We start from the raw sequence: 25,690 nt of genomic DNA on the forward strand, positions 1-25,690 counted from the left end.
CTTGCCTAGTGCGCAGCGGCTTTGCGTGCCGCGGCGTCGTTGGCTGCCTTGGAAGGCTTCGAGCGGCCAATCTCTTCGAGCTTGATCTCGACGTGCTTCGAGAACACGTACTCGGCCGGGCGCTGCTTGGTCAGGTCGATGTCCGCTGCCATCGGGCCCGAGGTGCGCACGCCGCGCAGGCTCACACCCAGCGCCTTGAGCGGATGGGCGATGGTGTCCGCTACCGCCGTAGCCTCGAAGCCGCTATGGACCATGCAGTCGGCGCACTTCTCGTAGTTGCCCACGCCGTAGGCGTCCCAGTCGGTGCCTTCCATCAGTTCCTTGAAGGTGTCGACATAGCCTTCGCCGAGCAGGTAGCACGGACGCTGCCAGCCGAACACGGTGCGCGCCGGGTTGCCCCAGGGCGTGCACTTGTAGGTCTGGTTGCCGGCCAGGAAGTCCAGGAACAGCGTGGACTGGCTGAACGCCCAGTTCTTGCCGGCGCGCCCGCGCTCCAGGATGTCGCGGAACAGCTGGCGGGTCTTGCCGCGGTTCAGGAAGTGCTGCTGGTCGGGCGCGCGCTCGTAGGCGTAGCCCGGCGAGACGGTGATGCCGTCCACGCCCATGGCCTTCACGGAGTCGAAGAAGCGGGCCACTTTTTCCGGCTCGGCGTCGTTGAACAGCGTGCAGTTGATGTTGACGCGGAAGCCGCGCTTCTTGGCCGCGGCGATGGCCTCGACGCAACGGTCGTACACGCCTTCCTGGCTCACCGAGCGGTCATGCATCTCGCGGTCGCCGTCCAGGTGCACCGACCAGACGAAGTACGGGCTCGGCTCGTACTGGTCCAGTTTCTTTTCCATCAGCAGCGCATTGGTGCACAGGTACACAAACTTGCGGCGCGCAATGATGCCCTTGACGATGGTGGGCATGTCCTTGTGCAGCAGCGGCTCGCCACCGGCAATGGACACCACCGGCGCGCCGCATTCGTCGACCGCGCCCAGGCACTGCTCGATCGACAGGCGCTGGTTCAGGATGGGGTCCGGATAGTCGATCTTGCCGCAGCCGTTACAGGCCAGGTTGCAGCGGAACAGCGGCTCGAGCATCAGCGCGAGCGGATAGCGCTTGTTGCCCGAGAGATGCTGCTTGACGACATAGGCGCCCACGCGGGCAACCTGCAGAAAGGGAATGGCCAAAATGTACTTCCTTGTTATAGGGGCGGCCGGGCGTTAGCCAGCGGCGGTTTGCGGGTCCGGCTGCGGCGCGGCTTCGGCGGTGGCCGTGCCGGCTGCCTGCTTGCGCGGCGACGGATCGGCCAGCTCGGCTGGCAAACGGAATTCGGCGTGTTCCTCGCGGCCATCCATGACCGACACGTCCACCGGCCCGAGCTGGCGCAACGTGGCGATCACGTCCTTGACCATTTCCTCGGGGGCGGAAGCGCCGGCCGTGATCCCCACGATTTCGACGCCGCGCACCCACTCGGGGTTCAGTTCGCTGCCATCGGCAATCAAATAGCTGGGCACACCGCTCTCCGTGCCGATTTCGCGCAGGCGGTTGGAGTTGGAACTATTGGTGGCGCCGATCACAAGGATCACTTCCACCTGCTTGGAGAGCTCGCGCACGGCGGTTTGGCGGTTTTGCGTGGCGTAGCAGATATCACGCGTATCCGGCCCGACCAAATTGGCGAAACGCCGGCTCAGGGCGGCAATTATATTACGTGTGTCGTCCACGCTGAGCGTGGTCTGGGTCACGTAGGCAACCGGGGTGTCGGTAGGCAGGTCGAGCAGCGCGACTTCCGCTTCGCTCTGCACCAGGATCACCTTGCCCGGGATCTGCCCCATCGTGCCCTCGACCTCCGGATGGCCGGCATGGCCGATCAGGATCACGGTGCGGCCGCTGGCGGCGTACTGGCGGCCCTGGGTGTGGACCTTGATCACCAGCGGGCAGGTCGCGTCGATCGAGTGCAACTGGCGGGTCCTGGCATCATTCTCGACATCCTTGGAGACGCCATGCGCGCTGAAGATGGTGACGGCGCCGGTCGGCACTTCGTCCAGTTCTTCCACAAATTGCGCACCCTTGCGTCTCAACCCTTCGACCACGTGCTTGTTGTGCACGATTTCGTGTCGCACGAACACCGGGGCTCCGTGTTTGACGAGGGCGCGGTCTACAATCTCGATCGCGCGCACGACGCCAGCACAAAAACCACGGGGTTGAGCAAGAATCACCTGCATAAAGATAGGCCCCCCGACCCTGTCAACGGGTTCAGCATGAGTTGATATTCCGGAATCACTTTCCCGTCATACGATGGTTACTATATACCCGTGCCGCAACCTTTGCCTGGCACCTGGCGACAGCCAGCAACACTTTGAGGGTTTTTCCGGTGGGTGATATGAGTTCAGGGGACTACGTCCTGGTTACGGGCGCATCCGGCTTTCTCGGCTCGGCAGTAGCGCGGCAGGCACTGGCGCGCGGTTTTCGGGTGCGGGCGATGGTACGCGCCGGCAGCCCGCGCCGCAACCTGGAGGGGCTGCCCGTGGAGATCAAAGAGGGCGACATGCGCGACGCGCGCGCCATGCAAAGCGCGCTGCAAGGCGTGCGCTATCTCTTCCACGTGGCGGCGGATTACCGGCTGTGGGCGCCGGATCCCGAGGAAATCGTGCGCACCAATGTGGCCGGCACCGAGACGGTGATGGGCGCGGCACTCAGCTGCGGCGTCGAGCGCATCGTCTACACCAGCAGCGTGGCGACCTTGCGCGTGGCGGGCGCCACCGCGCCGGTGACGGAGGAGGCTGCCATGGGCGGCCATGAGGCCATAGGCGCCTACAAGCGCAGCAAGGTGCTGGCCGAGCGCGTGGTGGAGCACATGGTGGCCCGCGACGGGCTTCCGGCCGTGATCGTCAATCCTTCCACGCCGATCGGCCCGCGCGACGTGCGGCCCACGCCCACCGGGCGCATCATCGTCGAGGCCGCCAGCGGCAAGATTCCCGCCTTTGTCGATACCGGCCTCAACCTGGTGCATGTGGACGACGTGGCCGAAGGCCATATGCTGGCGCTCGAGCGCGGCGTGACCGGCGAACGCTACATCCTCGGCGGGCAGGATGTGGGCTTGCAGCAGATGCTGGCCGATATTGCCGCCATGACGGGGCGGCGCGCCCCCACTATCCGCTTGCCGCGCTGGCCGCTTTACCCGCTCGCTTACGCGGCGGAGGCGGTGGCGCGCATGACCGGGAAGGAGCCGTTCCTGACGGCGGATGGCCTGTCGATGTCGAAATACCGGATGTTCTTCAGCTCGGAGAAGGCCCGCCTGGCGCTTGGCTACCAGGCGCGGCCTTACCAGCAAGGGCTGAGCGAGGCACTCGACTGGTTCCGCAGCGCCGGCTACCTGCGCTGAGCGCCGGGCGTTGGCAGCCATGATCAGCCCCGCTGGGGCGCCTGCGCGCGTCCCTTCCACTGGCCGCCTTTGCGCAGCCAGTAGCGGCGCGCGGAGTCGACCGTGGCGCCGAGATAGAACAACGCCGTCACCGGCAGCAGCGGCGCCAGCCAGAGCGGCTGGCGGTACTCGCGCAGCATGGGCACGTAGGCCAGCGCCATGGCCAGCCAGGCGGCCCATGCCGGCCACAGCCGCAGGCCGCCGCCGAGCGCCAGCAGGGGCGGCGCCAGGTACGTGAGGACCATGCCCGCCACCGCGCCGGCCAGCAGCAGCGGCGAATAATGCAATTGGGTGTAGGCGCTGCGGGCAATCATGTCCCACAGGCTGCGCCAGTCATCGTAGGGGCGCACGGAGAGGCTGTCGTCGGCCAGGTCGAGGCGGATCGAGCCGCCTTGCTTGATGCAGGCGGCCAGGCTGCAGTCATCGATCAGCTCGCCCCGGATCGCAGCAAATCCACCAATACGCGCCAGTGCGGTACGGCGTGCCAGCATGCAGCCCCCGGCGGCCGCCGCCACGCCGCTGCGCGGATTGTTCACCCGCGCAAACGGGTAGAGCTTGGCAAAGAAGAACACAAAGGCCGGGACGATCAGGCGCTCCCACCACGATGCGCAGCGCAGCCGCACCATCAATGACACCAGGTCCCGCTGTTCCTGCTCGGCGCGCGCTACCAACTGGGCCAGCACGCCATTGCCGTGGTGGATGTCGGCATCCGTGAGCCACACCCAGCTGGCGCCAGGCGCTGCCTTGTCGGCGGCTTCCAGGCCTTCCGACTGCGCCCAGACCTTGCCGCTCCAGCCTGCCGGCAAGTCGCGCGCCGTGATCACGGTGAGCGCATCCGCCTTGCCCAGCGCCGCCGCGGCGCTGCGCGCCATGTCGGCGGTGCCGTCGGTGCTGTGGTCGTCCACCACCACCAGCCGCAGCGCCGCCGGATAAGCCTGGCCCAGCACGCTGGCCACGGCGCCGCCGATCACGTCCGCCTCATTGCGGGCCGGGATGATGGCAACCACCTCCGGCCATTGCGCCGGAGCGGGCGCGGGGCCGGGCTTGCGCACCCGCCAGAAGCCGGCACGGCCGGCCAGCAGCACGCACCAGATGGCGAGCGAGATCAGGGACAACACAAACATCTCAAAAAACTCCAGGACAGGATGGGTAGGGCAGCGACGGCATCATCGCAACAGTCGCCGGGCAAGGCGGGCCAGCTTGGGCACGGTTTCGGGGCGCAGCAGGCGCGGATCGTAGCCGGCCATGCGGCGCTCGTTCTCCGCCAGGCAAAGCTCGATCATCGCCCGCGGGGACAGGGCTTCGGCGACCGAGGACGTGCTGTTGATGGAGAAATTGGCGTCCTTGGCCACGCCGTCGGCATCGATGCCGCGTGCAATGCCAACGCGCTCCCAGATCAGGAAGGCCCACACCCGCATCACCTTGAGTGTGTATAGCGGACGCTTCCACCAGGGCAGGTTGCGGCGATACCAGGCCGCCCAGTTGACGAAGAACAGGATGTGGCGGCCTTCCTCCTGGATGACCGGCTCGAAGGTTTCCACCAGTTCAGCGGGGAAGAAGCCCGAGCGCTTGGCCGCGGCAAACAGGCCAAAGGCAAAAAAACTATCGATGCACTCGCTGTAGCCGGTGACCAGCCAGCCCCACTCCACGTCAGCGGTCGGGCGGTACTCGGGTTCGGGCGCCAGGGCGACGCCGTAGGCTTCCACCAGTTTCGACAGCACCACCTTGTGGCGCGCCTCCTCGCCACCATCCATCTCCAGCGCACTGCGCAGCAGGGGATCGGTCATGGTATCGGCAAAGGCCTGCACTCGCACGGAGGCACGGCCTTCGGTCTGTACCGCGATATCCCAGATCGGCAGCGAGGTCACCCGGTGCAGGGCATCCGGGTCAAGCCTGGGCCAGTCGATGACAGCGGGTTTGTAGGGGTTGTGGGTCTGCAGCAGCATATTGCAGAACATGCGCAAATGCTGCGGCGAGCCGATGCGGACCGGCCCGGGCCCGGGGTCGGTCCAGTTGCGCATGGCATGGTCGGCCTGGTCGATCTCGGCCTTTGCGAGGGCCGCGACCACGGCGGCGGCCTTGGCCTCGGTGCTCGGCTCGCTGGTTCTGCTGGGTGTGGCAAGCGCGTCTGACATCCTGCTCCCCTGGCGGTTGATGGTCCGGGGGTAATTCTAGCGTGGCCGGCGCGCATGCGCGTGCCGGACAAGTGTCCCGGCACGCGCAGGGTACTGCATGGAAAGGCAAGGCAGGCCGGGACTTAGCCCTGGTACTGCACCGGCGAGCGGGACTGCATGCCCAGCTTGTAATACAGCACCGTCAGCAGGATCAGCCAGGCCGGGCCCACATACAGCGCGATGCGCGTATCCGGGAAGTACGCCATCAGCGCGACCACCAGGCCCAGGAAGGCCAGCGCTACCCACGAGCCATAAGGCCAGAAAGGCATGCGAAAGGCCAGCTTGCTGCGCTGGGCCGGGGACAGGCCGCGGCGGAAGTTCATCTGCGTGACCAGGATCACGGCCCACGTCCAGACCGCGCCGAAGGTGGAGATCGAGGTCACCCACACGAACACCTTCTCGGGCACCAGGTAGTTGAGCAACACGCCGCACAGCAGCGCCGCGATCGAGACCAGCAGGGCCCGGCGCGGCACGCCATTGCGGTCCACCACGGCAAAGGCGCGCGGCGCCTGGCCTTGCTGGGCCAGGTTGTAGAGCATGCGGCCCGTGCTGAAGATGCCGCCGTTGCACGACGACAGCGCGGCGGTCAGCACCACGAAGTTGACGATGCCGGCGGCGGTCTTGATGCCCAGGCGCTCAAAGGTCATGACGAAGGGGCTCCCCTGGGTGCCAATCTCGTTCCAGGGGTAGATGGCGAGGATCACGAACAGCGCGCCCACATAGAAGATCAGGATGCGCCAGAACACCGAGTTGATGGCGCCGGGGATCGATTTCTGCGGGTTCTTGGCTTCGCCGGCGGTCAGGCCGATCATCTCCACGCCGAGGTAGGCGAACATCACCATCTGCAGCGACATCAGCACGCCGGAAGCGCCGTTGGGCATGAAGCCGCCGTGCTGCCACAGGTTGGAAATGCCGACCGCCACGCCGCCGTTGCCGAAGCCGGCCACGATCATGCCGGTGCCGCCCACCAGCATCAGCACGATGGTGACGACCTTGATCATGGCGAACCAGAACTCGAATTCGCCATAGGCCTTGACCGTCATCAGGTTGATCGAGCCCATCGCCGCCAGCGCCGCAAGCGCCCAGATCCAGCGCGGCACGTCCGGGAACCAGATGCCCATGTAGATGGCAACGGCGGTGATTTCGGCGATGCAGGTCACCAGCCACAGGAACCAGTAGTTCCAGCCGGTCAGGTAGCCGGCGAGCGGCCCCATGTAGTCCTGCGCGTAGCGGCAAAACGAGCCTGCCACCGGGTTGTGCACGGCCATTTCGCCGAGCGCGCGCATGATCAGGAAGATCATGGCGCCGCCGATGATGTAGGCCAGCATGATGGCCGGGCCTGCCATCTTGATGGCGGTGGCCGAGCCCAGGAACAGGCCCACGCCAATGGCCGAGCCCAGCGCCATCAGCCGGATCTGGCGCTCACCCAGGCCGCGGTGCAACGCTTCCGCGTTTTCTTTCATCTTCTTGTCTCCGATCGGTAATTGTCCGGAAGCGCCCCTTTTGGGGGCGGCCCGGGTGCTCTTCCTGCTTCCGTGGCCACGCCGCGCAGATGATGCGCGACGAAGGCCGGTGCCGCAGGTTTGCAGGGAATGCCGGATGGGCATGTTCTACTGAAAATCTGGCTGCCAGCGCAATTGCGTGCCTTTAAATACAAAGGCAGGAAATCAGGCAGGCAGCCAGGTGCGGCATCATTGAACGGAAGTGGCGTGCAGGTTAAAGACAATCGATCAGCATTTGTTTGCGAAATATCGACATCTGGCAGTAATAGTTACTGCTAGGTTCCCGCGGCGATCGACGCTGCGCGCTAGCGCTGGCGCGATGCCGGCAAGGCGATGTCCGCCAGCCCGAGGCCAGCACGCCACGCGCCCGGCGGCATGCCGAAGCGCTGGGTGAAGCTGCGCGTAAAGGTGGTCTGGTCGGGAAAGCCGAGCGCCAGCGAGATATCCGCCAGCGGCTGGGCCCGGTCCGCCAGCAGGCGCGCGGCCTGGTCCAGCCGCAGGCGCGTCTGGTAACGATGCGGCGTATCGCCAAAGGCGTCGCAGAACAGGGTGTGGAAGCGCCGCACGCTCCAGCCGAACTGTGCCGCGAGCTGGTCGGCCCGCAGCGGCGCGTCCAGGTGCTGGCGCAGGTAGGCGTCTATTTCCGCCAGCGGAAAACGCGCTGGCTGGGCGCGGCCGCCCACGCCCAGCGCCTGCGCCAGGTCGGCGGCAAGGGTAGCGGCCAGTTGCCAGTGATGTTGCCGGTGCCGGGAGCTGGCTCCCTGAGGCAGCGCAGCCAGGCGCCGCACGCGCTCGCCCCAGCCGCCGGTGATTGGGAACGCCGTGGGCCGGTCGATCAGCGCGGCCGGCAACGCGAGCGAGCCCGGCGGCATGTCCAGTACCAGTTGCCGGTTGTCGGCCAGCCCCTGGAAGTCGTGACGCTCACCGGCGGGCACGATCAGCCCGCAGCAGGGATCGAGCCGGTGCAGGTGGCCGCCGATTTCCAGCTCGCAGGCACCATCCAGGCCGAACAGGACCTGATGATAGTCATGGCGATGCCACTCCGGCTCCGGCTGGTAGACGCGGGTCTCCACCAGCGGAGCCGGCCGGCTCGCCTGCGCTACCGCAACGGAATCGTCATCGCGCAGTGGCATGGCTGGTTCTTCGAGGGACTCCGGCACCCTGGCCGGTCTGGCACAGCCAGACCCCAACGCCGGCAACGAGCAGGCCCAGCAGTTGAAGGGGCCCGAGCTTGTCGCCAAACAACAGCCAGGCCTGCAATGCCGCCAGCGGCGGCGCCAGGAACATCAGCGACGCGGCGGTAGCAGCCTGCCCGCGCCGGACGATGCGCACCAGCAGATAGGTGCCCAGGCCCGACAGCACCAGCGTGGCCCAGGCCAGCGCCGCCCATAGCGCCACGCCCGGCTGCCAGTGCGACTCGCCCAGCATCCATGCCAGCGCGCCGGCTACCAGGGCGCCGCCCACGTTCTGCCAGGCCATGCTGGTGCGCAGGTCGGCAGCGGCAATCGAGGTTTTCTGCAGGATCGTGCCCATGGTGATGGAGAGGATGGAAATGATCGCCACCAGCACCACCCATGGCGAAACGGGGCTGGGCGCGCTGGCCAGGGTGGCGGGTGCCACCACCAATACTACGCCCAGGGAGCCCAGCGCAAGCCCGCCCCAGCCCTGCCGGGAAGGGAACTCTCCCAGCAGCGGGATCGCCAGCAGCGCGGTCAGCAGCGGTTGCAAGGCACCGAGCAAGGCCATGGCCGACGGCGCCAGGCCATGTGCAATCGCCCAGTAACCGCCTCCCAGGTAGCTTCCGTGCAAGAGCGCGCCCGCCAGCAAGTGCCGCGGGACTTCGCGCAGCGCCGGCCAGCGCGCTCCGCCGGCAACGGCCACGGCCGCGAACAGCACGGCCGCCAGGCAGAAGCGGGCCAGCAGGAACAGGCTGGGCTGGGCCACCGGCACGATGGCCCGGCCCACGATGAATCCGGTCGACCAGATCAGGACAAAGGCCAGGCTGGACAGCCAGGCGGCCGTGGCGGGGACGGTGAGGCGGGATGACGGCATGGTGTTTCAGCGCGCCGGCGGCGCGAGCGAGGGCGGCAACAATGGGCTGCAGCTTAGTCGCCCGATGCCGTGCCGTCTTGGCAAATCCGGCAATGCGCGGCCGGCGCGTGGCCGGATCGTCACGGCTTCGGTTTATAGTTTGGCGCTAGCCTCGACTGCCACGCCGCGTGCCGCGCAAGGCAGCCCGGAATTCGTCAACCTACAGCCTCACAATATCCATGTCCGAACCCCTTTTGGAACGCGTACTCCTCACCAACGATGACGGCATCGACGCCCCTGGCCTGGCCGTGCTTGAAGCCGTGGCGGCAACGCTGGCGCGCGAGGTCTGGGTGGTCGCGCCCGAGCATGACCAGAGCGGCACCTCGCACTCCCTGAGCCTGCACGCGCCGCTGCGCGTCAGCCAGCAAGGCGAGCGCCGCTTCGGCGTAAGCGGCACCCCGGGCGACTGCGTTGTCATGGCCGCCCGGCATCTGATGGCCGACGCCCCGCCCAGCCTGGTCCTGTCGGGCATCAACCGCGGCGCCAACCTCGGCCTCGAAACCGTGTTCTCAGGCACCGTCGGCGCCGCCATGACCGGCGTGTTGCTAGGCATCCCGGCGATAGCGCTGAGCCAGGCCTTCACCGATCGCAACGCAGTGCGCTGGGAGACGGCGCGCGCGCTGGCCCCCGGCGTGATCCGCCGCCTGCTTGGTGCCGGCTGGAACCAGCAGGCTTGCCTGAACGTCAACTTCCCCGATGTGGAGCCCGAGTCCGCCGGCCCGCTCACCGTCACCCGGCAGGGCGTGGGCCTCGTCAAGGATCTGGCCGTCAGGGCGCATGTCGACCCGCGCGGCATCCCATATCACTGGCTGCAGTTCTCGCGCGGCCCGCAGCCGGATACCGACGACAGCGAGGCGGTGGTGGTCGGCCGGGGCGCTATTTCGGTGACGCCGCTGCGCTTCGAGCGCACCGACGAGGAGGCGGCCGCGGAGCTGGCGGGGCGGCTTTGAAGTGACGATCAGCGAGCAGGAGGGTTTCGAACGCAAGGTGCTACTCCGCCGGCCAGATCCTGACTGATCGCGGCGCGCGCTTCAGGGTTCGTTCACCACTGGGTTGGACAGCACGCCAACGCCTTCGATATCGATTTCAATCCTGTCACCCGGCTTCATGAACACCGGCGGCGTACGCGGATAGCCCACGCCGGCCGGCGTGCCCATGGCGATCACGTCGCCCGGCTCCAGGGTCAGGCATTCGGTCAGCAGGGCGATGGTTTCCGCCACGTCCCAGATCATGTGCTTCGTGTTGGAGTCCTGCATGACCTGCCCGTTCAGGCGGGACTGGATGCGCAAGCCCGCGGCGCCTGCCGGCAGAGCATCCGGTGTGACGATCCAGGGCCCGAACGCCCCGGTAGCATCGAAGTTCTTGCCGATCGTCCATTGCGCGGTCTTGCGCTGGTAGTCGCGCACAGACGCATCGTTGAAGCATGCGTAGCCGGCCACGCAGTCCAGCGCGCCGGCACGGCTGGCATGCCGCACCCGCTTGCCAATGATCACCGCGAGCTCCGCCTCATAGTCGAGCTTGTCCGAACAGCGCGGGCGCTGGATCGGTGCCTGGGCCGCCAGCAGCGACGTTGCGCCCCGGAAGAAGAACGCTGGGTATTCCGGCTTGGCATTGCCGCCTTCCGCAGCGTGATCGTAGTAATTCAGGCCAAGGCAGACGATCTTGCCCGGCTTCGCCAGCGGGGTCAGCAACCGCACCTCGGACAGCGGCAGGCGCCTCGCGCCCGCGAGTGCCTCGGTCAGACGACTACGCGCCGTGTCGGAAAATCCAAACCACTCGCTCCAGTCCGCAGCCCCCGCCGCAGCCTCGACGATCTCCGTCCCTTCCACCACGCCGAGGCAGGTTTTCCCATCGAATTCGTATCTTGCCAGCCGCATCGCACACTCCGTCCAAGGTTGAAATATCGTAAAATATCGATATTTGTTCATATCGTAATAAATATCGATATTTAATGAGATTGGGGTTAACATCAGGCCGATTCGCATCAATCTGTGACAAAAATCGATAGAATTTGTCCTATGCGAGCCATGTCCCCACTACCTTCCGAGGCCGCCGTCAGCGATCCGGCAAAAACGCCGGCCGCCACGGTCGCCAGTTCGGTCTATGAACGCTTGCGCGATGACCTCCTGAACGGCGGTATCGAGCCCGGCGTGAAACTGCGCATCGAAGCCATCTGCGAGCGCTACGCCGCCGGCAACACGCCGGTGCGCGAAGCGCTGAGCCGGCTGGCGGCGGAAGGGCTGGTGGAACGCCACGACCAGCGCGGCTTCACCGCAGCTTCACTGAACCTCGACGAACTCGAAGCGCTCACCCGCACCCGTGCCGATATCGATGTGATGGCGCTGAAGGACGCGATGGCGCATCCCTCCACGCAGTGGGAAGAGCAGATCGTGCTTGCCCTGCATCGGCTCTCGCGGACACCGCGCTCGGCGCAGGACGACGCCTACGTGCCCAACCGGGAATGGGAGCGGCTACACCGCGAGTTCCATCGCAGCCTGATTGCGAATTGCCGCTCGCGCTGGCTCCGGCAGTTCAGCGAAGAACTAGCGGACCAGGCCTATCGGTACCGGCAATGCTCGATCCGCAATGCCTATGGCGTGCGGGATGTGCATGCGGAGCATGCGGCAGTGGCGCAGGCGGTGCTGGCGGGGGATGTGGAGCGTGCAGTGTCTTTGCTGACGCGGCACTATTGGCAGACTGCGGAGTTTATTCAGGCGGTTGCAGGGGGGGAGAAGGGGGCGGTTTAGGTTTGGGCGATTGATTCAGCGCAGGTCCGCTATCGCCACACTGCACCGGCAATGCTGCTCCCCGCTATCGGACTGCGCGCCGGAAGTCGCACGCTTTGGCCGGTGCGGCCAGATTGATGCCGGTCGATCGCGCCTGGAGCAGGAGTTCCTCCCGCCCGATCTGGTCGCCGCAGCGTTGGTCGCATGGCACGGCGGCCATTTGGATTGAGTTCCTACGGGACCCACTCAAGCCACAAACGGATTGCAAATCCGCAATCCCTCTTCAATCTCCATCCCGTCCTGCATATCCTCGGAGTACAGGACCTCGCAGCCTGACAACAGTGCCGCGGCAACAATCATCGCATCGTAGACGCTGAACCCGTAGCGTTCGGCAATCTTCCTGCCTTTTTCATGTGTTTCCAGTGTGAGGGGCTCAACGGGACACAGGGACTGGATCAGGCTCACAAGCTCGTTCACTTCTTGCCATGGCATGGCCAGCTTGCGGTGCGCTACGTTGGTGATTTCGTTCAATACCTGCACGCTGATCCTGCCCCCGGCCAGGACGATGGCTTCGGCGCGATCTGCCTTTGCCGCGTCGGTGGACAGCAGGTACAACAATACATTGCTATCGATGAACGCCTTACGAACGGTCATTGATATCGTCCCGGTCAAACTTGAAATCCGCCGGCAGGCGCCCGCGGAACCGCCTTAGTTTCGCCAGATAGTCGGCGCTGCCGAGTTTCTTCCGGACCTGGAATACCCGTTCGTCGGCGATCACGACTTCGATGTCATCGCCTTCGTGCAATTCCAGCGCGTCCACCACGGAGGCGGGCAGGCGGATAGCCAGGCTGTTTCCCCATTTACTGACTTGCATGATTTGATTCTGCTGCCCATGGCAGTCGGGAATGATATACATCGTGAAATGTATATCATTGCGCCAGAGTCAGCAAGAATGGCAGGTGATTGAGGCGTATCAGGCTCAGTTTGTCCTGTGCCTGGCGCCGCGCTGGCAGGCGCGTTTCGCGGCGTTCGACGCGGACTATCCTTTCCCGGATAGCCGCGTCGATGCAGGCCTGCGCCGTGGCTACTCGCTGACGGCAAGCTCGCCGCCGGCTAGCGCGGCCGGCTTGCCGGTGCCGCCCCGGGCGCGCCACGCGGAGTAGGTGACGCCGGCCAGCAGCAGGGCGGACAGCACGACGAAGACGCAGCTGATCGGGCGATGCACGAACACCATCATGTCGCCGCGCGACAGCAGCAGCGAGCGGCGGAAGTTCTCTTCCACCATCGGCCCGAGCACAAAGCCGAGCAGGATCGGCGCCACCGAGAACCCGAGCCACATCAGCAGCGCGCCGATCACGCCGAAGGCCAGCACTTCCCAGATCTCGAACAGGCTGTTCTGCGTGCTGAACACACCGACCACGATAAAGAACATGGCCGAGGGGAACAGGTAACGGTAGGGCACCTGCAGCAGCTTGACCCATATGCCGATCAGCGGGACGTTCAGCACGATCAGCAGCAGGTTGCCAATCCAGAAGCTGGCGATCAGGCCCCAGAAGATATCGGGGTGATCGCTGATCAACTGCGGTCCCGGAGCGATGCCCTGGATCATCAGCGCGCCAAGGATCAGCGCCATCACGGCGTCGCCTGGAATGCCGAGGCTCATGGTGGGGATGAAGTCGACCTGCGTCTTGGAGTGCGCGGAGGCTTCCGGCCCGGCGACGCCCGCGATCATGCCCGTGCCGAACTTCTCCGGCGTCTTGGAGATCTTGCGCTCCAGGGCATAGGCGACGAAGGTCGTGATGGTGGGGCCGGTCCCGGGCATGGCACCGAACACCGTGCCTACCGCGGTGCCCCGCACCATCGGCCAGAAGGCTGTCTTGAGCTCGGCCAGGCTGGGCCGCATGTCGCGGATGCGCAGCTTGGCCTTGCTGGCGATCACGCTCATCCGGTTGACGTTGAGCAGGAAGTCCGCCACGCCGAACAGGCCCATGGCGATGGCGACCAGTTCCAGCCCGTCGCTAAGCTCCGGGATGTTCATCGCCAGGCGGAAGGTGCCGCTGTTCACGTCGGTGCCGACACAGCCGCAGATCAGGCCGAACAGCGTCATCGCCACGCCTTTCAACGGCGAGCCGCGCGACATGGTGGAGCCTGCCAGCAAGCCCAGCAGCATGATCGAGAAGATCTCGGTCGGGCCAAACTTGAACGAGATCTCGGTGAGCAGCGGCGAGGCGAAGATCATCACGATGATGCCCACCGACGCGGCGAAGAATGAGCAGATCATGGTGATGCCCAGCGCCGTGCCGCCCTTGCCGGCGCGCGTCATCGGATAGCCGTCCAGGAAGGTGACCGCGTGCGGCGGGTGAGAGGGCAGGTTGAGCAGGATCGCGCCGATGGCGCCGCCATATTGCGAGCCATAGAAGATCCCCGCCAGCATCAGGATGGCAGGCACCGGGTGCATGGCATAGGTCAGCGGCAGCAGGATGGAAATGGCCGACAGCGCGCCCATGCCGGGCAGCACGCCAATCAGGTTGCCCATCAGCACGCCGAAGAAGGACCACATCAGGTTGGAGCCCTGGAAGGCAACGCCAAAGCCGAACCAGAGATCATGCAGAGCGTTCGCGGTCATGATGTTCAGACCCCCCAGGCAAACAGCGGCAGCTGCAATTGCAGCGCCCACCAGAACACGACCGTGGCGATGACGCACATCGCCAGCGCCAGGATGGCGGCCTGCTTCACGGTATTGCTCCGGTCGCCCAGCGCCGAGATAAACACGATGGCGAAGGTGGCGGGTATCAGGCCGCCGTATTCACCTAGCAGCAGGAAGGCGAGCACGCCCAGGATGATGCAGGCGCATCCGCGCAGATCCGGCAGGCCGGCGCCATGCCCGTGCCCGGATGCCTGGGCTTGCGCCGGTGGCTCCTTGCGCGCCGAGATGGCGATGATCACGCCGACGATCGCCAGCAGCGCGCCCACCGCTGCCGGGAAGAAGCCGGGCCCCATGTGGCTCAGGGTGCCGGTGTGGTATTGCAGCCCGGCCACCAGCGTGGCAAGCCCGATCAGCGTCATCAGCCCGCCGCCGTAGTAGTCCTTCTTGAAACGCGAGGGGGTGTTCATTGCAGATCCCCTCTGGTCCGGCTGCCCGAACGGCAGCGCGCGTTGGTGTGTTGATACATGAGGTAATTCCTCCGTCTCCTGTTTTTACGCCCTTGCCTTGCCGCGACTTCATCGCGGGCGTGAGCGGGTGTCGAGACTGTAGGAACGGCATCTTCCAAACGGCTTTCCGACGGCTTGCAAACGGCTTTCGGGGCAGCAATGTTGAAGAGATTTTCTCGTGGATAGGCGTAATCCCTAGCGCTGAAAATCAACGGGGCAGGGAACTTCGGCATCGAATCCGACGCCATGGCGCAGCCAGGTGGTGGTCTGCTCACGCGCGGTCCGCTCCCGGCGAGATTCCGTTTACATCACGTTGTGCTATATCCTGCGGACGGCTGGATGCCACGGCAGCCGCGGGCCGCACCTGGATGACCGTAATTGCAGTCATTCAGACATGTAGATTCACACCGACATCAAGCTTTCACATTTGGGGCAGACAATGCGGTCTGCCGCCACGGGTGCGGTTCATGGCGTCTATCGCATGGTTGCCCGCGGCCGGCGGAAGACTGCCTCATCCATCCCATAAGACAGAGAAAATCAGTGAAGAAAGCTCTCCTTGCAATGACTGCCGCGGCCGCTGCCGCAGCCTCCGGCGCAGCGTTCGCCCAAACCTCCTCGTCCAGCGTCACGCTGTACGGCATTGCCGACGTCGGCATCGAAGTCATCAACCACATGCCGGCCACTGGCTCCGCGGGTGGCACCGTTACCCGCATGAACTCCGGCAACCTGTCGGGCTCGCGCTGGGGCCTGCGCGGCAGCGAAGACCTGGGCGGTGGCCTGAAGGGTATCTTCGTGCTGGAAAGCGGCTTCGATATCGATACCGGTGCCTCTGGCCAGGGCAACCGCCTGTTCGGCCGCCAGTCGTACGTGGGCCTGCAGGGCGATTTCGGCGCCGTTACGCTGGGTCGCCAGCAAAACGCGCTGCACGACCTGTTCGGTGCCTATGATCCGATGGCCGTCGGCCCGCGCTACTCGCTCAACAGCGTCGACTCGCTGTTCAACGGCCGCGCCGACAACGCCTTCAAGTACACGGGCAAGTTCGGCGGCCTGACGGCTACCGGCTTCTACAGCACCGGGCGCGATGCCACGGTGACCAACGGCAGCGAAGTGCCGGGCGAAAGCAAGGTGGGCCGCAACTACGGCGCGGGCCTGGCCTACGCCGTTGGCAGCTTCTCGGTCGGCGCGGCGTATGACCAGTTCCAGGGCTCGTCGGTGGCACTGAAGGATCGCAGCGCCAAGCGCGCGGCCATCGGCGCATCCTATGCCTTCGGCGATGCCAAGGTGTTTGCGGGCTACCGCTGGCTGCGTGACGACGGCACGGCAAGCGCCACGGCCACTGTCACCCGCAGCAATGTGTACTGGGCAGGCGCGCAGTACAAGTTCACGCCTGCGTTCCAGCTGACCGGCGCGGCGTATTACACCGACCTGAAGAACAGCGGCGCGGATTCGTGGATGTACGTGCTGTCGGGCGACTACTCCCTGTCCAAGCGCACCGATGCCTACGTGAACATCGGCTACGTGAAGAACAAGTCGGGCTCCACCCTGGGCCTGAACGGTAGCGGCACGGCTCTGCCGGGCGCGAACCAGACCGGCGCCACCGTCGGCGTGCGTCACCGCTTCTAAGCGGTAACAAGCGGTAACCGAGCAGCACCTGGGCGGCATCCTTCGCATGGAGGATGCCGCCAACAATCATATCGACCTTGCTTTTGCGCGAGGATCGCTTGGCCGGTCAGATCGACCGGCCTTTTTTCTCTTCTGCGCCGCACCGCGTGAAGTGGGTGAGGGTGCCGTCGCCATAGACGCGCTCCACTTTTGACACCACGACGTGATAGCCGTCATACCATTTGCGGTACTGGCGCTTGGCGTCGAGGTGGCGTGGATGGGTAGCGAAGGCCCGCAGGGCTTCCTGATCCCGCCAGTAGTAACTGGCGTTGGACAGCTTGCCGTCGGGCGAGCGCCAGGATTCGGCCCCCAGGAAGCCGGCAATGCCGGCCGCCACGTCGTCGATGACCGCGCTCAGTCGCTGGAACTCTTCGTCGATCTCGCCGGGCTTGTAGATAAAGGCTGCGATGTACATCTCATGTGGTCTTTCGTGTCGTCTTTTATGGATCTGGATGGAAGCGCCCGCCATGTGCGCCGGCTAGGACGCCCTTGGCATTGCAATCAGCCTTAGCGCCAGCAGCACCAGCACCACGGCAAGCCCGTATTTCTGGACGACAGCGGCACGCGGGTTGCGGCTGAGGAACCGCCGTGCCGATCCGCCAGCCGCGCCCAGCAGGCCGTGGAAGACGGTGCTGATCGCCGTCAGCACGCAGCCCAGGACAATCAACTGCCGGGCCACGTTGCCCTTGCCCGGGTCCACGAACTGCGGCAGGAAGACCATGAAGAACAGCAGCGCTTTCGGGTTCAGCAAGCTATTGAGCGTGGAGCGGAAAAACACCGATTTCAGCGAGGTCTGCTGGGTCACCGCGCCCAGCGGCAGCAGCGGGCGGCGCAGCGCCTTGCCGGCCATCCACAGCAGGTACAGGGCACCCGCATACCGGATCAGGTCAAACGCCGGGGGCCAGGCGGCAATCACGGCGGTGATGCCGGTTGCCGTCAGCACGGTCAGCACAAGGTCCGCCGCGGCAATGCCGAGCGCGGCCGCCGCGCCGCCGCCGAGGCCGTAGGTGACACCGTGCGCCATGACGAAGGCCATGTTTGGCCCGGGTGACAGCAGCAGCACCATCACGGCCGCGGCGAACACCGACAGGGTTGCGAATTCAATCATGCCTGCCTTCCCCTTTGCGTAGTCGAGGCTGGTAGCGTAATCTTTGTGTCTGATACAAACAAAAAATTGTTCTAGATACAACGACGGAGCGCAGACCCAGGCATGATCACGGCCCGCTACAAGACCATCATGGACGAGATCGCGGGCCGCATCCGCGCAGGGGCGCTGCCGCCAGGCACGCAATTGCCGACCGTTCGCGCCCTGATGAAGCAGCATGGCATCGCCCTGGCCACCGCGTCGCGCATCTACAAGGAGCTGGAATCGATCGGGCTCGTCGTCGGCGAGACCGGCCGGGGCACCTTTGTGCGCGACACCTCGCTGCCGCGCGGCCTTGGCATGGAGCAGCACCCCGCGCGCTTCGGCGCGGTCGATCTCACCTTCAACTATCCGTCCTTGCCCGGCCAGGTCGACATGCTGCGCGATGGCCTGCGCACCATTGCGGCCTCGGGGGACCTCGACGCGCTGCTGCATTCGGCGCCCCAGGGCGGGCGGGCGCACGAGCGGCAGACCGCGGCCAGGCACCTGCGCAACCGGGGCATCCGGGTGGGCGGCGAGCAGGTGCTCATCGTCAATGGCGCGCAGCAGGGCCTCGCCGTGACGGTAATGGGCCTGCTCAAGCCGGGCGATGTCCTGGCCGTGGATGCGCTGACCTATCCCGGCATGAAGCGGCTTGCGCAGGCGCACCGCCTCGACCTGGAGGCGGTGCCGCACACGGTAGAAGGCATGGACCTGGAGCGGCTGGCGGCGCTATGCAAGCGGCGTCCGGTGCGTGCCGTCTACGCCATGCCGACGATGCACAATCCACTCGGCACGGTGATGGCGCACGCCTGCCGGGCCCGGCTCGCCGAGCTTGCCATGAAGCACGGTTTCCTGGTCATCGAGGATGGCGCCTATGCTTTCCTCGCCGAGCCAGCGCCCAAGCCGGTCTTTACCTACGCGCCCGAGCACACGGTTTATGTCTCGGGGCTGTCCAAGAGCGTCGCGTCGGGCTTGCGCGTGGGCTTTGTCGCCGCGCCCCTTGCGCTGGTGCCCGCGCTGGAGAGCGCGATCCGCGTCTCGACCTGGAATACACCAACGCTGACCGTGGCGCTGGGGTGCCACTGGATCGAGGCCGGGCTGGTCGACGAACTCGAGGATCGAAAGCGCAAGGATGCGCGGCTGCGGCAAAGCCTGGCGCGCCGCGTGCTGCGCGGTTGCGATTTCGAGGCGCATCGCTCTTCCTACTATCTCTGGCTGACCTTGCCGGAGGAACTGCGCGCGGACCGCGTCGCCGCCGGCCTGGAGCGGGAGGGCGTTCTGGTCACGACGGCCCAGCCGTTTGCCGCCACGCCAAGCGTGCCGCATGCGCTGCGCCTGGCGATTGGCTCCATTTCGCATGAAGCGCTGGAGGACGCGCTGGTGAAAGTGCGCCGGGCGGTGCTCGGCTAGCGGGCTTCGCACTCTGGCTTCACACTCATTCGATGACGTCGCCTACCCATACGCGGTCGAAGCTTGCCGCCGCCTCGTGCTGGATCTTGCGTACCGTTTCCGCATCCGGGGCTTCGTATTCGCAGACCATGCGCTTGCGGTCGGCCGCGATCAGGCTGCGCTTCCAGGTGACGTTGTAGAGGGCGAGGCAGGGGCGCTCGCGGTCGGCGACGATCTTCATGTCGTCATCCGATTGCGGGGTGGCAAAGCTGCGTTCAACGACGATGTGTGACATGGCGGGCCTCCTTCGGGGCGGTGGGGACTGCAATCTCGGGGAAGTGCATGAAGGCAAGCCTAGTGCCCCGGCGTTGGCGTAAGCGTTGGAATCCCGCGGCATGCCAGCTCGGCGCGGTCCAGCGCCGCCGCCGCCCGCGCGCTGGATCGCTGCCCGGCTACCAGCCAGCGCAGCTCCGCTAGCAGCTCGGCCGCGCGGGGCGCATCGCCGGCGCAGGCGGCGGCCTGCACGAGGCATGAAGCCGCCACTGTCATTTCCGTCAGGCGGCGCACGGCCCGCGCCGCTTCAAGCGCCTCGCTGGCGCAAGCGCTTGCCGCGTGACTGTGGCGCTGGTCGAGCGCCATCGCCGCGGTGGCGTTGAGCGCGTAGGCGAGGTGCGCCTTGTCGTCCAGGCTGCGCATGGCCGCTTGTGCCGCCGCCAGTTCGGCTTGCGCGGCGGGCTGCCCGAGCCGGAGCCTGGCCAGCGCGCCCAGGGCGTTGGCAAACGGCGCGCCGGTTTCGCCTGCTCCGCTTGTTCCACCTGTTCCACCCATGCCGCCCATGCGCCGCGCAGCCTGCTCGATGTCCGCGCTGTGCGCGACGACTTCATCGAACCGCCCAAGCTCGAACGCAATCGTTGCCAGCCAGACCAGGCATTCGTACTCTCGCCAGTGATCCTGCCGCTGCCGGGCGACCGCGACCGCGCGTGCGACATGCCCGTGGCCGGCCGCCAGGTCGCCGTCGACACGGGCCAGCAAGCCATGGCCCCACTTCAGCTCGATCACCTTGAGGTCGAGTGATTCGGCAAGGGTGTCGGCCTCGGCGATCATGGAGCGCGCCCGGGGCAGGTCGGCCTCCACCTCCAGCAGGCAGCGGGCGGTATTGGCGAGTTGCTGGCAGCGCGTGGTGGCATCGGCCTTGCGCGTCATGCGCTCGGCTTCCAGTATGGCGCGGCGCGCGGCCTCGGTGTCGTTGCCCTGCTGGTGCAGCCACGACAGCATGTGCAGGCCGGTGGCGGCTTGCTCGTGCAGCGAGAGGTCTTGCGCGGCGCTGATCGCATTCTCCAGCGCATCGATCAGCGCGGGCAATTGCCGGGCGCCGGCGCTGGTTGCCGCAACCGCGCGCAGCTTGAGCAAGCCAATGGCCAGCCGCGCGCGCTCGGCGCCGTGCGGCAACCGCTCCAGCTGCGCCAGGCCGCGCTCGGCGACCGTGGCGGCTTCGCCGTTGGCGTAGACGCGCAGGCAATGCTCACCGGCGGACAGGCAGGCTAGCGCGGTCATCGGCGCGTCGTCGGCGAGGCTTGCGTGGTGCACCAGTTCGCCATATAGCCTGGGGTCGTCCGTGCACGCCGCCAGCAGTTGCTGCGCGATCAGGCGGTGCAGCATGCGGCGCCGGGGCGGGGACATGGCGCGATAGGCGGCCTGGCGCACCACGTCATGGCTGAAGTCGAAGTGGCCCTCGCCGGTCGGCTTGAGCAATCCGCGCCGCTCCAGCTGTCCGAGCGTCGTCAGCAATGGCGCTAGGGGCATGCCCGAGACTTCGGCCAGCCACTGTGGCTGCAGCTCGCGGCCCATCGCCGAGGCTCGGATCAGCAGCTCGCGCGATCCGGGTTCCAGCGCGTCCAGGCGCTCCGAGATCAGGGCGTCAAGCGTGCGGTGCGGGCCGGCGTCGCCGCTCGCCCGGTCGCGGGCGCTTGCCAGCTCAAGCACGAACAGCGGGTTGCCGCCGCTGTCGCGCGCAACGGCCTGGGGATCCATCGCGGCAAGCGCGGGGCCGAGCAGGGCCGCGACCTCGGGCACGTCCAGCGGCGCCAGGGGAAGCCGCAGCAGGCGGCCTTCGCGCGCGAGCGAGTGCAGCAGGCCCTTGGCCCATGGGTTGTCGTCGATCTCGCCTGCCCGCGCGGCGCCGGCGAACAGCATCCGCGAGGCTGGCTCCAGCGTGCGGCATAGGAAGTGGAGCAGGGCGGCGGAGCCTTCATCCAGCCATTGGAGGTCGTCCAGCGCGAGTGCCAGTGGCTGGCTTGCGGCAAGGCCACGCAGCAGGTTGGCGGCAGCGCCGAAGAGTTGCTCGCGGCTGCCATCGCGGTGCGCATCCGTCAGGCCGCCGCCCGCGAGCAGTGGCGCCGCATCCGCCGGCACCGCGTCGGTCGCGATGCCGCGCAGCGTGTCGAGCCAGAGGCCGTACGGCCGCACCATCTCGGCTTCGTAGCAGCGTCCCCGCAGCACCTGGAAGCCGGATGCGCTGGCCCGCTCGGCGAACTGGTCGAGCAGCCTGGTCTTGCCGATGCCGGGCTCGCCGAGCAAGAGCAGCAGCGAGCCGCTCTCGTTGCCGCCGCCAACCAGCCGGTCGATGGCGGCGCGCTCGGCAAGGCGTCCTACCAATGGCCGGCTCAGCGGTGCGGGCTGGCCGCTGGTGTCAGGCGGCGCCATGGCCGCCCCGACGCCAGGCGCCTGCGGTTCGATGGCCGCGCCCATGGCCTGCATATCCCGGCGCGCGCGGTGGATCGCCGTGTCCAGCGGGCCGCCGGGCGGGGTGGAAAGCTCGCGGCGCAGCATGTCTCGCGCGTAGGCATAGTGCTGCTCGGCGTCCGGGTAGCGCCCGGCTGCCGCCAGCAACGTGACCAGCATGGCATGCGCGGACTCGGCTAGCGGGTCCGCGGCGACCATGTCCCGGCCGTAGGGCAGCGCCAGCGCAGGCGTGGCTTCCAGCCGCACCACCAGCGCCGCTAGCACCGCGCGGCGCAGCGCGTCGTACCGTTCGCGTTCGGCCGTGCACCAGTGATAGAAGCGGTAGCAGCGGGCCAGGTCCAGCCCGGCGAGGAACTCGCCCTGGAGCAGGCCGGCAGCCTCTTCCAGCGCGCCGAGCGAGGCGCCCTCAAGGCCGGGCGGGAGCAGGGCCTGGATGCGGGCGATGTCCACCCAGGCCCCCTCGGCGGCAAAGACCACCCGCTCCCGATCCGCGACCAGCCGTGTCGCGATGGCGTCGTCCAGCAGGGGGCGCAGCTTGGTGAGGCTCCAGCGCAACGCCGCGCGCGGGTCGTCGGGGCCATCCCAGAGCAGGTCGCAGAGCGCTTGCCGCGATTGCGCGGCGTGGGTGCACACCAGGTAGCCCAGCAGCGCGCGGGTGCGCCTTGAGGCTGGCAGCGGCAGCGGCTCGCCGTTACGGGTCACGCATAGGTCACCCAGCAGGCGGATTCCAAGTTGGCCAATGGCTGCCACGCTTTCTCCAACCGTGATTCCAACGATGCCAGTCGATAGTGGAACTGGTGGGGCGACGCCGCGGCGGGACCCCTCAAAAAGGTAGCACACGGGTGTTGCCGGGGCCAGGCGCTACTTGCCGTGCGGCATTCCGGTGCGGATCCCGGTATCCAACGTTCAAGGAGCCACATCATGTTGATAGCCAGATGGCAGATCGATGCCCGTTTCGGGCACAAGCAAGAAGTCATCGAACGCCTGCAGGCGTGGGCGCGCGAGATTGCCCCGCAAGTCGGCCTCGTCACCGGGCGCCTGCTGACCGGGTCGATCGGCGCGTTGGAGGCGACGGTGGTCCACGACTGGGAAGTGAACAATCTCGGCGAACTGGATAGCGCCTGGGCCCGGCTCGCAGCGATTCCGGCCCACGCGCAATGGGGCAAGGAGCTGGAACCGTTCGTGGTCTCCGGCACCGCCCGCTGGGAAATCTACCGCGTGGTCTGAGGCCGCATCGCATGCAGCAAGAGATTCTTTCCATCCAGGGAGCCCGCCATGGCAATCGACGACAGCAAACTGAACGCATTCATGGGCAACTTCGTACACGACCTCGGCGCGGTGATGCATGCCGCGACGATCGTGGTGGGCGACAAGCTCGGCCTCTATAAGGCGCTCGCCGGCAAAACGCTGTCGGCCGAGGCACTGGCAAGCGACACCGGCACCGACGCGCGCTACGTGCGCGAATGGCTGTCGGCCCAGGCGGCCAGCGGCTATGTGGAATACGACCCGGCCACCGACCAGTTCCACCTCAGCGAGGAGCAAGCCTTTGCCCTCACCGTGGAAGGCGGCCCGGCATTTATCCCTGGCGCCTTCGAGATCGCCGTGGCGCAGTTCAAGGCCATCCCGAAAATTGTCGAGGCCTTCCGCTCCGGGCAAGGCGTGGGATGGCACGAGCACGACGCGGCACTGTTCCATGGCACCGAGCGCTTCTTCCGGCCCGGCTACGCGGCCCATCTGGTGAACGACTGGATCCCCGCGCTGGACGGCGTGCAGGCACGCCTGGAAGCCGGCGCCAGCGTGGCCGACATTGGTTGCGGGCACGGCGCGTCGACCATCATCATGGCGCAGGCCTTCCCGGACTCCACCTTCCACGGCTTCGACTATCACGAGCCGTCCATCCGCTACGCCACCGAGGCAGCGCAGCGCGCCGGGGTCGCAGACCGGGTGCGCTTCGAAGTGGCGAGCGCAAAGACGTTTTCGGGTGGGGACTACGACCTGGCCGCCATGTTCGACTGCCTGCACGACATGGGCGACCCGGTCGGCGCGTCGCACCACGTGTGGAACAGCCTGAAGCCGGACGGCACGTGGATGATCGTAGAGCCCTTCGCGCAGGATCGGCTGGAGCAGAACCTCAACCCGGTGGGGCGGATCTTCTATTCGGCCTCGACCTTCATCTGCACGCCGGCGTCCCGCGCGCAGGAGGGCGCGATGTGCCTGGGCGCGCAGGCTGGCGAGCACCGCATCCGGGACGTGGTGACGCGCGGCGGCTTCAGGCGCTTTCGCCGCGCCACGGAAACGCCGTTCAACCTGATCTACGAGGCGCGCCCTTAGCCAGGGTTGGGGGCATGGCGAGAAGTGATGCCGGATCCGCACGCTTGTCGCCACGCGGGCCGGCGCGCCTGCGTAATTGTTCCCATTGTCGGCCCGCGGGCTTTCCATTAGGCTTTGCAACCACCTTCGAGGCCTCCGGCGTGTTCTCCGCATGTCCCCGCATGTTCCCCGTACACCGCCGGCTACTGGAGATGTCCTGATGCCCGCAGCGCAGCACCTGCAGCAGACGCCGGCGCGGTTGACCACCGTGACCTTCGACCAATGGCGCGAAGCCATCGATACCAGTTTCCTGCCGCTCGATTATTCGCGCCAGACGCGCGGGGGCTTTCATTGCCATGTCAGCTATGCGCGTTTCGGCGCCAGCGCGGTGGCGGACATGGATGTCGACGCGCACCGGGTGGCGCGCGAGGCCCGGCACGTGGCCGCATCCGACGCGGGCTACTTCAAGATCTTCTGGCAACTCAGCGGGCAGAGCCGCGTGGCGCAGCGCGGCAACGAGGCCTCGCTGGAGCCAGGCATGTGGTCGATCTACGATACCGCGCAGCCCTATAGCATCGAGATGGCGGACCGCTGCCGGGTGCTGGTGCTGCTGGTGCCGCAGGAACGTGCCTTCGGCTGGCGACAGGCGGCGACCAGCCTGGGCGGCCGGGCGCTGCGCGGGGAGGGCGCGGCGCGCATCGCATTGTCGGCGCTGGGCGCCATGCTGCACGACACCTGCGCGGGGCACCTGCTGGATCATCAGGGCCAGATCGTGCTGCAGGACTCCGTGGTCTCGTTGATGGAGACGGCGCTGCAAGGCGCCCACACGCCGCCGCCGGCGGCCCTTGGCGATGGCGCGGACGCTGCCGTGGCGCGGCATCTTGGCGAAGCGCGCATGCGCCGGCTTGCCGAGTTCATCGATGCGCAACTGCACGATCCGGAGCTGTCGGCACAACGCCTCGCGGCGGTGTTGAACGTCTCGCGTCGCACTTTATATAACCTGTTTCGCGAGTCTGGCCAGACGCCGCATGCCTATATCCTGTCGCGCCGGTTGCGTCAGGCGGCGTTGCGGTTGTCGGGCAGCGGCGATGCCGGGCGCAGCATTACCGAGATTGCGTTTGCGCTGGGGTTTGCCGATGCGGCGCATTTCAGTCGGGTTTTTCATGAGCGGTTTGGGATGAGTCCTTCGCAGTGGCGGCAGCAGAATGCCGGGGGCGGGTGTATTGCTTTGCGGCATTAGATGGGGGGGATGGGGGGGTAGCTGTGACTGCAACTGCAACTGCAAAATCAGCTTCAACTGCTTAACGTCAAAATCAACTGCAGTTTCACCACCCCTGCGGGGCGGCGACCTACTTTTTTGTCTTGCCAAAAAAGTAGGCAAAAAAGGCGCGCCGGATGGGGCGACACCC

24 protein-coding genes are annotated in these 25,690 nt (G+C 66.6%); 8 read left to right on the forward strand and 16 right to left on the reverse strand.

From position 1 onward, the window contains the following. Window positions 1–5: 5 nt before the first annotated feature. Together hpnH and ispH are read right to left on the reverse strand one after the other, a co-directional pair. Window positions 6–1,172, reverse strand: a complete 1,167-nt coding sequence (gene hpnH, locus ACYP5B_RS08710; RefSeq protein ID WP_318235496.1) for an adenosyl-hopene transferase HpnH — start codon at window positions 1,170–1,172, stop codon at window positions 6–8. A 33-nt stretch (window positions 1,173–1,205) separates the two neighbouring features. Then, window positions 1,206–2,207 (reverse strand): 4-hydroxy-3-methylbut-2-enyl diphosphate reductase, encoded by a 1,002-nt coding sequence (gene ispH / locus ACYP5B_RS08715; protein ID WP_400091874.1) that lies wholly within the window; start codon window positions 2,205–2,207, stop codon window positions 1,206–1,208. Between the two features lie 158 nt (window positions 2,208–2,365). Here ispH and hpnA point away from each other — a divergent pair, with 158 nt between their 5' ends. Further along, window positions 2,366–3,367 carry a hopanoid-associated sugar epimerase gene (gene hpnA / locus ACYP5B_RS08720; RefSeq protein WP_459569310.1) on the forward strand — a complete coding sequence of 334 codons (1,002 nt, stop codon included), beginning with the start codon at window positions 2,366–2,368 and terminating at the stop codon, window positions 3,365–3,367. A 23-nt stretch (window positions 3,368–3,390) separates the two neighbouring features. Here the strand turns inward: hpnA and ACYP5B_RS08725 are convergent, their stop codons facing one another. The 5 genes from ACYP5B_RS08725 to ACYP5B_RS08745 all read right to left on the reverse strand — a co-directional run bounded on the left by ACYP5B_RS08725 (window position 3,391) and on the right by ACYP5B_RS08745 (window position 9,134). Further along, a complete protein-coding gene (locus ACYP5B_RS08725; RefSeq protein ID WP_400091877.1) occupies window positions 3,391–4,530 on the reverse strand; it encodes a glycosyltransferase in 1,140 nt (379 codons plus the stop codon). A 42-nt stretch (window positions 4,531–4,572) separates the two neighbouring features. Then, window positions 4,573–5,541 carry a ferritin-like domain-containing protein gene (locus ACYP5B_RS08730; RefSeq protein WP_400091880.1) on the reverse strand — a complete coding sequence of 323 codons (969 nt, stop codon included), beginning with the start codon at window positions 5,539–5,541 and terminating at the stop codon, window positions 4,573–4,575. 122 nt (window positions 5,542–5,663) lie between these two features. Beyond that, window positions 5,664–7,043, reverse strand: coding sequence for an amino acid permease (locus tag ACYP5B_RS08735; RefSeq protein WP_459569311.1), 1,380 nt, complete (start codon window positions 7,041–7,043; stop codon window positions 5,664–5,666). A 344-nt stretch (window positions 7,044–7,387) separates the two neighbouring features. Beyond that, window positions 7,388–8,215 (reverse strand): helix-turn-helix transcriptional regulator, encoded by an 828-nt coding sequence (locus ACYP5B_RS08740; protein WP_459569312.1) that lies wholly within the window; start codon window positions 8,213–8,215, stop codon window positions 7,388–7,390. Further along, the gene (locus tag ACYP5B_RS08745; RefSeq protein ID WP_459569314.1) at window positions 8,199–9,134 is read right to left on the reverse strand and encodes a DMT family transporter; all 936 of its coding nucleotides are present in this window, start codon (window positions 9,132–9,134) and stop codon (window positions 8,199–8,201) included. Before ACYP5B_RS08745 ends, ACYP5B_RS08740 begins: the two co-directional genes overlap by 17 nt. A 218-nt stretch (window positions 9,135–9,352) precedes the next feature. Between ACYP5B_RS08745 and surE the strand changes: the two genes are divergently transcribed. Beyond that, window positions 9,353–10,123: a 5'/3'-nucleotidase SurE gene (surE, locus tag ACYP5B_RS08750; protein ID WP_459569315.1), complete on the forward strand. Its 771-nt coding sequence runs from the start codon at window positions 9,353–9,355 to the stop codon at window positions 10,121–10,123. 81 nt (window positions 10,124–10,204) lie between these two features. On the opposite strand, the gene ACYP5B_RS08755 is transcribed toward surE, so the two are convergent. Beyond that, on the reverse strand, window positions 10,205–11,050 hold the full coding sequence (locus ACYP5B_RS08755) for a fumarylacetoacetate hydrolase family protein (protein WP_459569317.1): 846 nt from the start codon (window positions 11,048–11,050) through the stop codon (window positions 10,205–10,207). 150 nt (window positions 11,051–11,200) lie between these two features. Here ACYP5B_RS08755 and ACYP5B_RS08760 point away from each other — a divergent pair, with 150 nt between their 5' ends. Then, a complete protein-coding gene (locus tag ACYP5B_RS08760) occupies window positions 11,201–11,920 on the forward strand; it encodes a GntR family transcriptional regulator (RefSeq protein ID WP_459569318.1) in 720 nt (239 codons plus the stop codon). Between the two features lie 225 nt (window positions 11,921–12,145). On the opposite strand, the gene ACYP5B_RS08765 is transcribed toward ACYP5B_RS08760, so the two are convergent. The 4 genes from ACYP5B_RS08765 to ACYP5B_RS08780 form a co-directional block, all read right to left on the reverse strand. Beyond that, on the reverse strand, window positions 12,146–12,553 hold the full coding sequence (locus ACYP5B_RS08765; RefSeq protein ID WP_459569319.1) for a PIN domain-containing protein: 408 nt from the start codon (window positions 12,551–12,553) through the stop codon (window positions 12,146–12,148). Then, a complete protein-coding gene (locus tag ACYP5B_RS08770; RefSeq protein WP_400091895.1) occupies window positions 12,540–12,773 on the reverse strand; it encodes an AbrB/MazE/SpoVT family DNA-binding domain-containing protein in 234 nt (77 codons plus the stop codon). Before ACYP5B_RS08770 ends, ACYP5B_RS08765 begins: the two co-directional genes overlap by 14 nt. Before the next feature lie 210 nt (window positions 12,774–12,983). Next, window positions 12,984–14,525, reverse strand: a complete 1,542-nt coding sequence (locus ACYP5B_RS08775; protein WP_459569320.1) for a tripartite tricarboxylate transporter permease — start codon at window positions 14,523–14,525, stop codon at window positions 12,984–12,986. A gap of 5 nt (window positions 14,526–14,530) precedes the next feature. Continuing rightward, window positions 14,531–15,013 carry a tripartite tricarboxylate transporter TctB family protein gene (locus ACYP5B_RS08780; protein ID WP_400091900.1) on the reverse strand — a complete coding sequence of 161 codons (483 nt, stop codon included), beginning with the start codon at window positions 15,011–15,013 and terminating at the stop codon, window positions 14,531–14,533. A gap of 579 nt (window positions 15,014–15,592) precedes the next feature. Between ACYP5B_RS08780 and ACYP5B_RS08785 the strand changes: the two genes are divergently transcribed. Continuing rightward, window positions 15,593–16,675, forward strand: coding sequence for a porin (locus ACYP5B_RS08785; protein WP_459569321.1), 1,083 nt, complete (start codon window positions 15,593–15,595; stop codon window positions 16,673–16,675). Between the two features lie 106 nt (window positions 16,676–16,781). On the opposite strand, the gene ACYP5B_RS08790 is transcribed toward ACYP5B_RS08785, so the two are convergent. Beyond that, window positions 16,782–17,129 (reverse strand): antibiotic biosynthesis monooxygenase family protein, encoded by a 348-nt coding sequence (locus ACYP5B_RS08790; RefSeq protein ID WP_459569322.1) that lies wholly within the window; start codon window positions 17,127–17,129, stop codon window positions 16,782–16,784. Between the two features lie 63 nt (window positions 17,130–17,192). Continuing rightward, a complete protein-coding gene (locus ACYP5B_RS08795; protein ID WP_459569324.1) occupies window positions 17,193–17,822 on the reverse strand; it encodes a LysE family translocator in 630 nt (209 codons plus the stop codon). Between the two features lie 102 nt (window positions 17,823–17,924). Here ACYP5B_RS08795 and ACYP5B_RS08800 point away from each other — a divergent pair, with 102 nt between their 5' ends. Beyond that, window positions 17,925–19,250 (forward strand): aminotransferase-like domain-containing protein, encoded by a 1,326-nt coding sequence (locus ACYP5B_RS08800; protein ID WP_459569325.1) that lies wholly within the window; start codon window positions 17,925–17,927, stop codon window positions 19,248–19,250. Between the two features lie 25 nt (window positions 19,251–19,275). Here ACYP5B_RS08800 and ACYP5B_RS08805 read toward each other — a convergent pair whose 3' ends face one another. After that, a complete protein-coding gene (locus ACYP5B_RS08805) occupies window positions 19,276–19,524 on the reverse strand; it encodes a nickel-binding protein (RefSeq protein ID WP_318237783.1) in 249 nt (82 codons plus the stop codon). A gap of 59 nt (window positions 19,525–19,583) precedes the next feature. Next, window positions 19,584–22,721, reverse strand: a complete 3,138-nt coding sequence (locus ACYP5B_RS08810; protein WP_459569326.1) for an ATP-binding protein — start codon at window positions 22,719–22,721, stop codon at window positions 19,584–19,586. A gap of 171 nt (window positions 22,722–22,892) precedes the next feature. Between ACYP5B_RS08810 and ACYP5B_RS08815 the strand changes: the two genes are divergently transcribed. The 3 genes from ACYP5B_RS08815 to ACYP5B_RS08825 all read left to right on the forward strand — a co-directional run bounded on the left by ACYP5B_RS08815 (window position 22,893) and on the right by ACYP5B_RS08825 (window position 25,521). Next, the gene (locus ACYP5B_RS08815; protein ID WP_318237785.1) at window positions 22,893–23,198 is read left to right on the forward strand and encodes a hypothetical protein; all 306 of its coding nucleotides are present in this window, start codon (window positions 22,893–22,895) and stop codon (window positions 23,196–23,198) included. Window positions 23,199–23,246: 48 nt separating this feature from the next. After that, window positions 23,247–24,302, forward strand: a complete 1,056-nt coding sequence (locus ACYP5B_RS08820) for a class I SAM-dependent methyltransferase (protein WP_318237786.1) — start codon at window positions 23,247–23,249, stop codon at window positions 24,300–24,302. Between the two features lie 199 nt (window positions 24,303–24,501). Continuing rightward, on the forward strand, window positions 24,502–25,521 hold the full coding sequence (locus ACYP5B_RS08825; RefSeq protein ID WP_400091912.1) for a helix-turn-helix domain-containing protein: 1,020 nt from the start codon (window positions 24,502–24,504) through the stop codon (window positions 25,519–25,521). Window positions 25,522–25,690 lie beyond the last annotated feature (169 nt).

Source organism: Cupriavidus sp. 8B (assembly GCF_054589115.1).